The organism is Pseudarthrobacter sp. 01T43 (assembly GCF_056398665.1).
On the sequence record NZ_JBFTPV010000001.1, the window covers coordinates 35973 to 50113 of the forward strand.

General features: G+C 66.0%; 8 protein-coding genes and 1 tRNA gene. 3 read left to right on the forward strand and 6 right to left on the reverse strand.

Features of this window, described 5'->3' with window-relative positions; all coding sequences use genetic code 11:
- Positions 1-56: 56 nt before the first annotated feature.
- The 6 genes from AC1DIM_RS00180 to AC1DIM_RS00205 form a co-directional block, all read right to left on the reverse strand.
- Complete coding sequence (locus tag AC1DIM_RS00180) at positions 57-260, reverse strand: YbdD/YjiX family protein (RefSeq protein ID WP_477708484.1); 204 nt, start codon at positions 258-260, stop codon at positions 57-59.
- On the reverse strand, positions 260-2560 hold the full coding sequence (locus AC1DIM_RS00185) for a carbon starvation CstA family protein (protein ID WP_477708485.1): 2301 nt from the start codon (positions 2558-2560) through the stop codon (positions 260-262). The genes AC1DIM_RS00180 and AC1DIM_RS00185 overlap by 1 nt, the downstream gene beginning before the upstream one ends.
- Before the next feature lie 227 nt (positions 2561-2787).
- Positions 2788-5691 (reverse strand): FtsX-like permease family protein, encoded by a 2904-nt coding sequence (locus AC1DIM_RS00190; RefSeq protein WP_477708486.1) that lies wholly within the window; start codon positions 5689-5691, stop codon positions 2788-2790.
- 1 nt (position 5692) lies between these two features.
- On the reverse strand, positions 5693-6430 hold the full coding sequence (locus AC1DIM_RS00195) for an ABC transporter ATP-binding protein (RefSeq protein ID WP_477708487.1): 738 nt from the start codon (positions 6428-6430) through the stop codon (positions 5693-5695).
- A complete protein-coding gene (locus AC1DIM_RS00200) occupies positions 6427-7053 on the reverse strand; it encodes a PadR family transcriptional regulator (RefSeq protein WP_477708488.1) in 627 nt (208 codons plus the stop codon). The genes AC1DIM_RS00195 and AC1DIM_RS00200 overlap by 4 nt, the downstream gene beginning before the upstream one ends.
- A 134-nt stretch (positions 7054-7187) precedes the next feature.
- A complete protein-coding gene (locus AC1DIM_RS00205; RefSeq protein WP_477708734.1) occupies positions 7188-8171 on the reverse strand; it encodes an NAD(P)H-quinone oxidoreductase in 984 nt (327 codons plus the stop codon).
- A gap of 108 nt (positions 8172-8279) precedes the next feature.
- Here AC1DIM_RS00205 and AC1DIM_RS00210 point away from each other — a divergent pair.
- From AC1DIM_RS00210 to AC1DIM_RS00220, 3 genes are all read left to right on the forward strand, one after another.
- Positions 8280-8367: transfer RNA gene (locus AC1DIM_RS00210), tRNA-Ser, on the forward strand.
- Between the two features lie 147 nt (positions 8368-8514).
- Entirely contained in the window at positions 8515-9285 is a 771-nt protein-coding gene (locus AC1DIM_RS00215; RefSeq protein ID WP_477708489.1) for a VOC family protein, read from the forward strand.
- Positions 9286-9539: 254 nt separating this feature from the next.
- Positions 9540-14102, forward strand: coding sequence for an ExeM/NucH family extracellular endonuclease (locus tag AC1DIM_RS00220; protein WP_477708490.1), 4563 nt, complete (start codon positions 9540-9542; stop codon positions 14100-14102).
- The last annotated feature ends 39 nt before the right edge of the window (positions 14103-14141 follow it).

Genomic DNA, 14141 nt, shown 5'->3' on the forward strand with positions numbered 1-14141 from the left:
GTTCATACTCTCACGCGCTGGCGACGCCGGGTCCAGTCGATGACGCCGCAGGGCGTTCAGCAGCACCGACCCTGCGGGTTGGCGTCCTGCCGGTCCGTGTGGTCCCGCCAAAACTCCCGCTCCGTCAGGGGCGGCTCCTGGTGTCCGGCGACCTGATAATGCTCGAGGTATTTGGCGTATGCATCCGCCCCGAGCACGCCACCCAGGTACCGGGCAAAGCCCCGGAACCCGGTGGCGACTGCGGCCAGGCCGGCGTTCATCAGTTGTGACCCGCCCGCTCAAACCGGAGCTCGGCCGGCAACTTGTTCCATTCGGCGACCAGTTCCTTCTCGGCCGGCGTGGGAATCACGCCGGCGGGAGCGAAGACACGGGACGGACGGGCCTGGTCCTCGTTGTCCTCGTTGGGGATGCCGGCCTGCTGGTTCCGGAAGGCCTGGATGGTTGACACAACAGCCATGGCGATCACGATGATGCTCAGCACCACAAAGATCACTGACAGCCAGCCCTGGATAGCGGTGTTGCGAACCACGGCTTCCATGGCGGCGACGCTCTTCGCTGTGCCGAACTCGGTCTTGCCGTCAGCGAGTGCCTTGCTGAACGCCGCGTTGTTGGCAAAATAGCCGACGGCGGGCGTGGACGAGAAGATCTTCTGGTAGCTCGCGGTGATGGTCACCACGGCCGTAAACGCCAGCGGAACCGCAACGATCCACAGGTACTTGAACGATCCGCGCTTGGCCACAATGGCCAGGCACACGGACAGCGCAATGGCCGCCAGCAACTGGTTGGCGATGCCGAACAGCGGGAAGAGCGTATTGATTCCACCGAGTGGGTCCGTCACGCCCATCAGGAGCACCAGCCCCCAGGCGGCCACCATGATGGCGGTGCACAGCCACGCGCCGGGACGCCACGAATGTTCCTTGAACTTCGGGGCAAAGTTACCGATGGAATCCTGCAGCATAAAGCGCGCCACGCGCGTTCCGGCGTCCACTGCGGTCAGAATGAACAGCGCCTCGAACATGATGGCGAAGTGGTACCAGAACGCCATCATGGCCGTACCGCCGACGAACTGCTGCATGATGTGGGCGAGCCCCACCGCGAGGGTGGGTGCGCCACCGGTGCGGGATACGATGCTTTCTTCGCCGACGTTCCGTGCCGTCTCGGCCAGCAAATCCGGGCCGATGTTAACGCCGGACAATCCCAGGCTGTTGACCCACGCGGCCGCGGTTTCCACCGTTCCGCCGGTGAGGGCAGCCGGGGAGTTCATCGCGAAGTAGAGCCCGCGGTCAATGGAGATGGCCGCAACCAGCGCCATGATGGCCACAAAGGATTCCATGAGCATGCCGCCGTAGCCGATGTAGCGCGTCTGGCGTTCCTTCTCCACCAACTTCGGCGTGGTGCCGGAGGAGATCAGGGCATGGAAACCGGACAGGGCACCGCAGGCGATGGTGACAAACAGGAAGGGGAACAACGCGCCAGGGAAGACGGGCCCGTTGTCCCTGCTTGCGAACTCGCTGAAGGCCGGAACAGTGATCTCCGGGCGGACCACAATGATGGCCAGCGCGAGCATCACGATCACGCCGATCTTCATGAACGTGGACAGGTAGTCACGCGGTGCCAGCAGCAGCCAGACCGGAAGGATGGCGGCGATGAAACCGTAAACGATGAGGCCCCAGGCAATGGTGACCTTGTCCAGGGTGAAGAACGCGGCACCCCATTCGGTATTGGCCACCAGGCCACCTCCAATGATGGCAGCCATCAGCAGCACGAAGCCGATCAGGGATACTTCCATGATCTTGCCGGGGCGCAGGAATCGGAGGTAAACGCCCATAAAAAGGGCGATCGGGATGGTCATGCCCACCGAGAAGACACCCCAGGGGCTTTCTGCCAGCGCATTGACCACCACAAGGGCCAGGATCGCGACGATGATGACCATGATCAGCAGTGTGGCTATCAGCGCCGCCGTGCCGCCGATGACGCCGAGCTCTTCGCGGGCCATCTGGCCCAGGGAACGGCCGCCGCGGCGCATGGAGAAGAACAGGACGACATAGTCCTGCACCGCACCGGCCAGGACAACGCCGATGATGATCCAGATGGTTCCCGGCAGGTAGCCCATCTGGGCGGCGAGGATAGGCCCGACCAGGGGTCCGGCACCTGCAATGGCGGCAAAGTGGTGGCCGAACAGGACGTTGCGGTCCGTCCGGACATAGTCTTTTCCGTCGGCTTTGTACTCAGCCGGTGTGGCGCGGCGGTCATCGGGTTTGGTGATGTACCGCTCGATGACCTTGGAGTAGAAGCGGTAACCGATCAGATAGGTGCAGACCGAGGCGAAGACGAACCAGATGGCGTTGACGGTCTCGCCACGGATGATCGCCACCATGAACCAGGCCACACCACCGAGCAGTGCAATGGCTGCCCAGAGTGCAATCTTGGCCGGCGTCCATTTGTTGTCTTCGGCCTCCCGGACATCCTCATCCACCGCAGTGGGCGGCAGGTCCGGACTGGCGGTCAGCGGGCCGCCCCGTTGTGCTGAACCTTCCGGTTCCTCAGGCCTGTTGGCCATGTCTCCTCCTTGAAAATTCCTGCTTCAGTCGGTTGCTCCAAGGCACCCTACCAACGCGGCATCACCGCGAAGGCGGCCCCATGCCGGCGCCGTGTGTCCGTGCGGTGAACGGCAGGCTGGAGGCGCTCAGTGACAGCTCGCTTGCCTCTTACCGTAGGCCTGCCCCTGCCTTTGGAAAAGACCCAACTCTGTAACGGAACGCGGCTGCCGCCTCTCGACTCAACCAGTCAGGTCCGCGTTTCCCGGCGCGACGTGGGCAGCTTCGCGCGGGTAAACAGCCAAGCCAGGGCGGCGCCGGTCAGCGGCACCGCCACCAGCAGTGCCGCCAGTTGAAGCCAAGGCACGACGGCGGTACGCGCCATCCCCGTGGCAGTCACCAGCAGGAGGGCCGGGATGGTCCCGGCAAGGCTTCCCAGCACGGTTCCGAGCCCTGCGGTCATGAGCGCCTGGGAACCCGCGAGGGCCTTCCGCAACCGGGGGGCTGCACCCACGCCGGCCAGCGTCACATGGTCTTTCCGCGAGTCGGCCATGGACAGCCCTGTGGTGATGCCTGCGGCGCTGAGGGTGATCAGCGCCCCCAGGCCCACGATGGACCAGAGGACCAGCGAGGCGTCCCGTTCGGCGCCGCGCTCGACATTCATCGACCCGAACCTGTCCGCATAGACGCCTGCGATAGCCGCGGAGGCCTTATCGGTCCGGGCAGCATCAGGGTAGGCGCTGAGCTGGACCAGCAGGGCGCCGTCGTCGACCCGCATGCCGGCCGCAGCAGCGGCTTCCGGAGACAGTACCCCGTAGTACGGAACATTGACCTCAGGTGCCAGCACCGCCGCAGCCACCTCCGTCCGTCCTGTCTCCTGATAGCCCTGGAAGGCTCCGGTAGCGGGGTTGCCGGGCACGGGCTTGCGCACATCCTGCGCCACCACGGACGCGCGCCCGTCGCGGACGAACACCGGGTTGCTCACCACCATCCCACCGGCTGCCAGCACATCGCGGGCTTCTGCGGTGGGCGACGTGCCGAACAGCCTTTCCACGTCCTCCGCCGTTCCGACAACGATGGAGTCCATGCTTCCCTGGTACTCGTACGGGCGCATCGGTCCATGGCAGCGCCAGTCATCCGGATCGAGGACGCGCTGGCCGGCGGTCACGGGGCACTGATTGCCTTCAGGAGTGGCCAGTGAGTACTGCAGGCAGCTCGACGTCGGCGTCTGGGCAGGTCCCGCGTCAGCCACTTCGGGACGCATGTCGCAGTTCCGCATTGCAGCGGTGCGCAGCACCCGGGTCCATTCGACGGTGTCCACTGCGTTGTCCAGGGCGGACACCACGGCGGCCGGGTCAATCCGACCGGAATCCTGCTCGGTTCCGTCAGCCAAAGGAGGCCGCCACACGGACAGCGGCAGGACCGCCTGGTTCTTCAAGGCGGACCACTGGTGGTTCTGCTCGTCGTTCGCTTGCTGGCTGGCTGCCAGGACCATTCCGGCGCTGGCGAGGGTGGCTGCCGCGAGGACGGCGGCAACCGCCGGCGCCGTCCGGCTGCGGTTACGCGATGAGTCCCGGGCCGCCATGCGCGCAGCCAGCGGGAGCCGTCCGGCCCTCCCCGCCAGAAGGACCACCAGCTTGCCGGTCAGCAGGGCCAGGGACGTTACCGCCAGTAAGGCGCCTCCCACCAGGAGCCAGGCGATGAGCGGCGTCCTTGAAGCGAAAACGTCAGGGTCTTCACTGGTCACGGCAAGCCACGTGCCGCCCGCGAGCGCCGCAGCGGCCACGCCTAGCAGGACAACGCCTGCTACCGTGGATCCTTTGCCCGCCGGGGCCGGGGCCCGGCCGGATTTCAGCGCGCCCAGGACAGCCTGGCGTGCCACCTGCCGCGCCGGAGCCAACGCGGCCAGCAGGCAGGCGGCGAAGCCCATGGCCATGACCAGTCCGGTCAGCAGCGCGTCAGGATGGAAGCCCGGGAAGCGGACCAACCCGTTAAGGCGCGCCACACCGACCACCACGGCGGCCGCAGCCAGTCCCACGGCAGCGCCGGCCGCCACACCGAGGCCGCCAAGCCACAGGCCGGCAGCCATCACCACCGAGCGAATGGTAGGGGTTTCGGCGCCCGTCGCTGCCAGGAGCGCCAACTCCCGGACCTGCCCCTTGGCGCCGACGGCGAAGGCCGCACCGGCCAGTAATCCCACCTCCAGCAGCGCCAGCGCACCCAGGAGGGCCCCGCCGCCATAGGCGGCCAGCGGGATGGACGTGCTGGACTGCGCACCCTGGCTCTCCGGTGGGAGCTGGTCCTGGGGCGGTGGGTTCACCACGACGGACCGGGACAGCACAGTGACACCCACGGCGTTGGCCGCCAGGACCTGGTTCCAGGTCACCGGTTCCGAACCCACCAGGTAATACATCGTGGAATCAGCAGCCGGGACAGCCTGTCGCGGATTCGTGGGGCCTGACCGGCCCTGGATGGCCGCACGGCCCTGGCCGGGCTTGAGGTAGACGATGGGGTTGTTGTCCGAATACCCGGCATCCCGCAGCGTTCCGACCGCAGCGAACGTCCCGGCCGACGTCTGCAGCTCCTCTCCCAGTTCGAGCCCGAAGCGGTCCAGCAGCCCCGGCGAGACGAGCATCTCGGCATCGTTCCCGGGCGCCCTGCCCTGCAGAAGGGTGTACTTTCCTTCGAAAGCCGGCGCCAGGGCGTCCACCGCCCGGCCCATCACGTGCAAGTCCGCCGCACCGTGCCCGGCGGTGAGGTCGAGAGTGGCTTCGGTGAGCACCTCATATCCGGCCGGAAGCGCCTCCTGAGGATCACTGGGCGTGAAGTCAGGGTCACTGTCCCAGTTCGCCGCGTTCATCCGGGTCTCGTCAACAGGATCCTGGACCATGGAGCCGTTAGGCATGGGCATGGGCATGGCTCGGTACCGCGCCTGGGTGCTACCGAGCTGGTACTGCACACGTTCAGCGGCAGTCTCCTGAGTGCTCTGGACCAGTGTCAGCGCGCCGGTCATGGCGGCAACGGGCAGCATGATGAGCAGGATGATCAGCAGTGAGCGCCCTTTGTGACGGCGGATATCGCGCCGCGCCATCCGCACCGCGACACGGAAAGCCTGCCGGCGCCCGCCGGGCGCCGGGGTGAGACTGAGCGCCACGTCAGGAACCGGCCTGCGCGAGCAACATGGCGGGATCGTGCATGGCAGCTGCCTGGTCCACGATCCGGCCATCCCTGAGGAAAACCACCCGGTCGGCCCAGGCTGCGTGCCGGGCCTCATGGGTCACCAGCATCACGGCCGCCCCGGCATCCGCGCGTCCGCGGAGCACCTCCATCACGCCGTGACCGGTGGTGGAATCCAGGGCTCCGGTGGGTTCATCGGCCAGGATCAGCCGGCGGTCGCCCACGATCGCCCGGGCGATAGCCACCCGCTGCTGTTGGCCGCCGGACATCTGGTCCATAAACCGGTCTGCAAGTTCCGGAATGCCCACCTGCCGCAGCGCGTCCAGTGCCTGGCGTTGCGCCTTCCGGGCGGCAGTCCCGTCCAGCTCCAGCGGCAATGCCACGTTTTCCGCCGCGGTCAGGGTGGGCACCAGGTTGAAGTCCTGGAAAACGTACCCGACGGCACGGCGGCGCAGCCGCGCGAGTTCGTTAAGTCCCAACCCGCCCAGGGGCGTGGACTCGACAAAGACGCCGCCCGACGTCGGCCGGTCCAGTCCCCCGGCCAGCGCCAGGAGGGAGGATTTTCCGGAACCGGACGGTCCCATGACGGCGACGAACTCCCCCGCGCCGATGGTGAGGTCCACCTCGCGCAACGCGGCGACCGCCGTCGCACCTTCCCCGAATGTCCTGCTGACCTTGGCCAGTTCCAGGACCTGCTGCGGCCCCCGGACGCTCATCGCCGCGTCTCCGCGGTGAGCGGGGCAGCCTCTTCCGTGGTGACCCCGTTGGACGATTTGCGTGAACTTCCCTGGCCGGAGGCACCGTGGGCTGCGGCCTGCGCCTGCTGCACCATCCGGGCTTCGCACAGGTCCAGCCAGCGAACCTCCGCTTCCGTTTGAAAGATGAGCGAATCGAGGACCAGTAGCCAGGCGGTGTCCGCCGCCCGCTGGGTGGCGGCGGTGTCCCGCCTGGACTTGGTGTAGTCCTGCAGCGCCCGGATGGAGGCCACCCGCTGGGCTTGGATGACTGCCTGCACATCGACGCCGGGAAGAGTCACCGCGAGCGCGAGTTTGATGGCGAGTTCGTTGCGCGGTGGATTGGCGCGCTCCACGGGGGCGGCGAACCAGCCCTGCACCTCGGCCTTTCCGGCATCGGTGATGCTGTAGACCACGTGCCCTTCGCCGTCGCCGCCGTCATTGCTGACCAGGCCGTCACGTTCCAGGCGATCCAACGTGGTGTAAACCTGCCCGATGTTCAGCGGCCAGGTGGCGCCGGTGCGGTTCTCGAACTCAACCCTGAGCTGGTAGCCATAACGCGGCTGGTCCTGCAGCAGGGCGAGGAGGCTGTGGCGGATGGACATGTTTCTCCTGGCGGGGTCATCAGCATCGGCAGGCACAGACCCCCAAGCGCCGTGCATACCGCGTATGGCTTGAGCCTAGCCGGACGTACACCCAAAGGCAATACTCAGTATTTACACCCTCGAGACCCGGGTTGCTACATCACCAGCAGGATCTTGCCCACGTGCTCGCCGCTATCGAAGTACCGGTGCGCCTCGCTGACCTGGTCCAGGGCAAAGGTCTTGGCCACCAGCGGGCGAATCCTGCCATCGGCGATCAGCGGCCACACGGACTCGCGCACTGCATTCATGATGGCGCCCTTCTCCTCGACCGGGCGCGGCCGCAACGCGGTCGCCACAACAGCAGCACGCTTCCGCAGGAGCTGGCCGAGATCGAGCTCCCCCTTCACCCCGCCCTGCAGTCCAATGACGACGAGCCGGCCGTAGTCAGCGAGCGCATCAACGTTTTGCGCCAGGTACTTGGCCCCCACCACGTCGAGGATGACATCGGCCCCCTTGCCGCCGTTCTGGCGGCGCAGGCTGTCCGGAAACTCTTCCTCGGTGTAATTGATGGCGATGTCCGCGCCCAGGAAGGCCTTGGCCGTGCCCACTTTCTCGTCCGTGCCTGCGGTGGTGGCCACCTTGGCGCCGAAGGCCTTGGCCAGCTGGATGGCCATGGTGCCAATCCCCCCGGTTGCGCCGTGGATCAGGACGGTCTCGCCCGCCTGCAGCTGTGCCGTCATGATCAGGTTTGAGTACACCGTGGCTGCGGTCTCCGGCAGGGAGGCAGCAGTGACCAGATCGACGCCGTCGGGAATCCGCAGTACCTGCTCCGCAGGCACGGCAACCTTTTCCGCGTAACCCCCGCCTGCCAGCAGGGCCACCACCTTGTCCCCCACCGAGAATGCCTTGGTGACGCCCGGGCCGAAACCCGCGATCCTGCCGGAAACTTCGAGCCCCGGGATCTCGGACGCGCCGGGGGGCGGCGGATAAAAGCCCCTGCGCTGCTGCACGTCTGCCCGGTTCAAGCCCGCAGCGACGACGTCGATCAGCACTTCGCCTTGCCCCGGGACCGGATCGTCCACTTCGCGGACTTCCAGCACCTCCGGACCACCAGGTTCTGCAATGTAGACGGCTTTCATGGCCACTCCCGTTTTCTAGCTGATTCGTGCCCCGGAACCAGTCTGCACCGGACGCGCGGCAGACTCTGTTTTGTTGCAGCCAACTGCCTATGAAACACTACTCGTTAGGGAAGGTTGTCCGAGCGGCCGAAGGAGCTAGTCTTGAAAACTAGTGTGCGGTAACCCCGTACCAAGAGTTCGAATCTCTTACCTTCCGCGAAAGGAACCCCGGTCTGCCAGCGATGGCGGACCGGGGTTCCGTCGTTTCCGGGATCTCCGCCATGGCAGCGCCCACCCATTGAAACTGTCAGTGCCCCGGCATAGGGTCATTTCTGTTGCCACCCCTTCAACGAAAGAGTCCACTATGCCTGCACCCGAAACCACCCCCGGCGCACCTTGCTGGATTGACCTGATGACCTCAGACATCGCCAAAGCCCGCCAGTTCTACGGCGAGCTCTTCGGCTGGGAGTACCAGACCGGAGACGAGGAGAAGTACGGCGGCTACACCACCGCGCTGAAAAACGGCAAGACCGTGGCCGGGCTGATGCAAAAGGATGAATCCCAGGCCGGCATGCCCGACGTCTGGTCCACCTACCTCCGCTCAGATGACGCCGAAGCCACTGCAGCCGCAGTCACGGCCAACGGCGGCCAGGTTTACATGCCGCCCATGGATGTCCCAGAACAGGGTTTCATGGCCATATTCGGCGACCCGTCCGGAGCTGCAATCGGAATCTGGCAGCCCCGCGAAATGCGCGGATTTGAACTCGTGGACGAGCCGGGCGCGGCCGCATGGCACGAACTGCACACCAAGAACTACGACGCCGCCGTGAAGTTCTACCAAGACGTCTTCAAGTGGGAAACGGATGTCATGAGCGATACGCCGGAGTTCCGCTACACCACCCTGGGTGCGGGTGACGCCGCCAAGGCGGGCATCATGGACGCCTCCGGCTACCTGCCCGAAGAGGTGCCCTCCAGCTGGCACACGTACTTCGCTGTGGAAAATACCGATGCCGCCGTCGAAAAGGCCGTGGCCATGGGAGCCGCCGTGATCGACCCTCCGCAGGACACCCCCTACGGCCGCCTGGCCACCCTGACGGATCCCACCGGTGCCATGTTCAAACTCATGCAGCGCTGACCTTAAGTAGTCAACGGAACCGGTCCCGCCTGTCAGCGTTTGCTGGCAAGCGGGGCCGGTTTTTTGTTTGCGTGCTGCGCTGGAAGTCGACGCTCGAAACCTATCCGTCGGCCACCTTGCGTTAACCCGCTTCTGTTTGGCTATTCGATGGTCAGTTACGCCTAATTGCCTTGACCTGCTCGCCGACGGAGGGGAAACCGTCGGTACAAATAGACGCCCGCCACCCATGGGCACCACAACGAAAGTAAGAGCGAATGAATCACTCCACCCTCAGGGCGGCGCTCGGCACAGCACTGGCAGCAGGGCTCATCGCAGCCCCGCTGTCAGCCGGCACCGCCTTCGCCGTCGACGCAGCACCTGCTGCAGCGGGCACCTCGCCCATCATCATCAACGAGGCCTATCTCAGCGGCGGAAGTAACGGCGCGGCCTTCAAAAACAAGTTCGTCGAGCTGTACAACACCTCCGACGCACCCGTTTCCCTGGACGGCTGGTCGGTCCAGTACCGGTCCGCCACCAGCGCTGCGGCGCCCAGCGGAGTATCTCCCCTGGCCGGCTCCATTCCGGCGAAAGGCCACTTCCTGGTCAAGGGCGGCACCAACAGCGGCACCTCAACGGCCGCTGACCTGCCCGCCGCCGACGTCGATGCCAGCAACTTCAACCCCGCAGGCACCAGCGGCACGATTGTCCTGGCTAAGCAGGCCACCGCCCTTACTGGCTTGGCCACCGGATCCATCATCGAGACGGCCGGCGTTGCAGACCTCCTCGGGTATGGAGCCTCGAACACCTTCGAGACCAAGCCGGCCACCGCCCCGTCGAGCAACACGGACGTCAAGAGCCTGAACCGCACCAACTTCGCGGACAGCAACAACAACTCCGCGGACTTCACGCTCAGCGCCACCATCACCCCGCAGGGCTCCGGGCCGGCAACTCCCCCCGTCGATCCCCCGGTGGACCCTCCTGTAGACCCGGGCACCCCCAGCCTGAAGACCATCGCAGAGATCCAGGGCACCGGCGCCGAAAGCCCGCTGACCGGAGCCACCGCCACCACCACGGGCAAGGTCACGGCGGTCTTCCCCACCGGCGGCCTGAACGGCTACTACCTCCAGACCGCCGGCACCGGCGGGGACCTGACGGCCACCAACCACGCCGCCTCGGACGGCATCTTTGTGTACTCCCCCGCCACTGCGGCCGCCGTCCAGACCGGAGACTACGTCCAGGTCACCGGCACCGTCAGTGAGTACTTCGGCATGACACAGCTCAACGTATCCGCCGCCGCAGGACTCACCAAGCTCACCGAGGCCGCCCCCGAGGTCAAGCCCACTACCTTCGTGCTGCCGGCCAACGAGACCTTCCGGGAGTCGCTCGAAGGAATGCTGCTGGCACCGCAGGGCCCCCTGACCGTGGCGGACAACTACAGCCTCAGCCAGTACGGCGAGATCGGCCTGGCCGGCGGGACCACCGCCCTGGTCCAGCCCACCGCCGTCGCGCCTTACGGTTCGGCCGAGTACGATGCCGCCGTGGCGGACAACGCCGCCCGCGGCATCAAGCTCGACGACGGATCCAGCACCAACTTCCTCAAGGACGCCACTACCAAAGCCGAGGTGCTCCCGTACCTGACCGCCACGGACCCCGTCCGGGTTGGTTCTCCGGTGACGTTCAAGACCAACGTGGTGCTCAGCTACACCAACAACGCCTGGAAGTTCCAGCCGCTGACCCACCTCACGGACGCCAACAAGGACGTAGTCCAGCCGGCCAGCTTCGGCGCCACCCGCACCGAGGCTCCGGCCAACGTGGGCGGCAACCTGAAGATCGCGTCCTTCAACGTCCTGAACTACTTCCCCACCACCGGGGATACGCTCACGGGCTGCAAGTTCTACACCGACCGCGCGGGCAATCCGATCACCGTCCAGAGCGGCTGCGACGCCCGGGGTGCGGCCAACGCCGGGAACCTCAAGCGCCAGCAGGACAAAATTGTCGCCGCCATCTCCAAGTCCGGCGCCGACGTCGTCACGCTGATGGAGGTTGAAAACTCCGCGCAGTTCGGCAAGAACCGTGATGACGCCCTCGCCAAACTGGTGGACGCCCTTAACGTTGAAACACMCGGCATCTGGGACTACGTCCGCACACCCGCGAACGCTCCCCCGCTGGCCGATGAAGACATGATCCGTACCGCCTTCATCTTCAAGAAATCCAGCGCAGAGCCGGTGGGCGAGTCAATCATCCTGAACGACACCACCGCCTTCGCCAGCGCCCGCAAGCCGCTCGCCCAGGTCTTCAAGCCCGTCGGTGCCGCCGACGATAAGAAGTTCATCGCCATCGCCAACCACTTCAAGTCCAAAGGCTCGGCAGCAACTCCGGCTGACACGGACAAGGGCCAGGGTGCTTCAAACCTCGCCCGCACCGCCCAGGCACAGTCCCTGGTGGCATTCTCCGACGAACTGCAGAAGTCCAAGGCCACCGACAAGGTGTTCCTGATCGGCGACTTCAACTCCTACGCCAAGGAGGACCCCATGAACGTCCTCACGGCTGCCGGATACGTCAACCAGGACGAGAAAGCCAAAAATGCCGACGGCTCGGCGAAGCACTCCTACCTCTTCGGCGGCCTGGTGGGCTCCCTGGACCACATCCTCGCCTCACCGTCGGCCAACGCCGTCGTCACAGGCGCTGACATCTGGAACATCAACTCGGTTGAGTCCGTGGCGCTGGAGTACAGCCGCTTCAACAACAACGTCACCAACTACTACACGCCGGACCAGTTCCGTGCCAGCGACCACGACCCCGTAGTGGTGGGCCTGAACCTGCCCACCACGCCGGCCAGCGTTGACCTGAACTTCCTGGGCATCAACGACTTCCACGGCCGCATCGACTCGAACACCGTGCAGTTCGCGGGAACCATCGAGAAGCTGCGCGCTGCCGCCCCTGGCGCAACGGCCCTCCTCTCCGCCGGGGACAACATCGGCGCCTCGCTGTTCGCCTCGGCAGTTGCCAAGGACCAGCCCACTATCGACGTCCTCAACGCCCTGGAGCTGAAAGCCTCCGCCGTGGGCAACCACGAGTTCGACGGCGGCTGGGCAGACCTGCGCGACCGCGTCATCGCGGGCGGCGCCAACGCCAAGTTCCCGTCCCTGGGCGCGAACGTCTACAAGAAGGGCACCACCGAGCCGGTCCTGCCCGAGTACACGGTGCTGGAGATGGACGGCGTCAAGGTTGCGGTCATCGGCACCGTCACCCAGGAGGTCCCCACCCTGGTGAGCCCCGGGGGAATCGCCGCCCTGGACTTTGGCGACCCGGTCGAGGCCATCAACCGGGCAGCGGCCAAGATCACGGCGGAGCACCTCGCCGATGTGATCATTGTTGAAAACCACGACGGCGCCGGTTCCGGTACCCAGGACGGTGCCACTTTGACGCAGGAAGTCGCTGCCGGCGGCCCCTTCGCCAAATTGGTCAACGAAACCTCCGCGGATGTGGATGCCATCTTCACCGGCCACACCCACAAGGAATACGTCTGGGACGCCCCGGTTCCGGGCCAGGCAGGCAAGACCCGCCCGATCGTCCAGACCGGAAACTACGGCGAAAATGTCGGCCAGATCCAGCTGACAGTGGACACCGCTACCAAGCACGTCACCGCCTACAAGGCCGGCAACGTCAAGCGCACCACTGATGCCGCTGCCGCCCTTGTTGCCGCCTACCCGCGGGTCGCGGCAGTTGATGCGATCGTGCAAAAGGCCCTGTCGGCCGCAGCCGAGGTCGGCAACCAGCCGGTCGGTTCGGTAACCAAGGACATCACCACGGCCTTCACGCCCGATCCCGCGGGCGGTCCGGCCAAGCGCGATGACCGCGGCAGCGAATCCACGCTCGGCAACCTCGTGGCGGACTCGCTCGTGGATGCCCTCAAGGACACGAACCTCGGGGGCGCCGAAATCGGCGTCGTCAACGCCGGTGGCCTCCGCAACGAGCTTTACTACGCCCCGGACGGCACCCTCACCTATGCCGAGGCGAATGCAGTACTGCCGTTCGTGAACAACCTGTGGACCACGTCCCTGACGGGTGCGCAGTTCAAAAACCTGCTGGAGCAGCAGTGGCAGACCAACGCCGACGGCACGGTCCCCAGCCGCGCCTACCTGCAGCTGGGCCTGTCAAAGAACGTCAACTACACCTACGACGCATCCCGCGCCGCCGGTGACCGGATCACCTCGATCCGGGTGGGCGACGCCCTGGTCGATCCCGCGAAGTCCTACCGCGTGGGCACGTTCAGCTTCCTTGCCCAGGGTGGTGACAACTTCCGAATTTTCAAGGAAGGCGCCAACACCAAGGACTCCGGCCTGATCGACCGCGACGCATGGATCAAGTACCTGCAGGCGCACAGCCCGGTTTCCCCGGACTTCGCCCGCCGCTCCGTAGCCGTGGTCAACACCACCGCCGCCGAGGTCAAGTCCGGGGACGCCATCTCCCTGACGGTCTCCAAACTGGACCTGACGTCGCTGGGCAGCCCGGTCAACACCTCGCTGCGCGCCCAGTTCACCGACGCCGCCGGAACGGTGACAGTGCTCGGCAGCGTGCCGGTGACCTCCGGCGCGGCCACCGTGGACCTGAAGGTTCCGGCAGGCGCGGCCGCGGGAGCGGGCACCCTGGTGCTCACCGCCGTGGAATCCGGCACCGTGGTCAGGACTGATGTCAGGGTTGCTGCCAGCGTCCCGGCCCAGCCGGTCTGCACGGCACCGGTCAAGCCCCAGCGGCCCGGCGACCTCGTAGGCCAGACGAACTATGGCCAGGCGATGTCCGCCTACCGCCACTGCCTGAAAGGCTTGAAAGGCTAGCCTTTCGCACTGAGAACCAACGCGGGGTCACATCGCGCC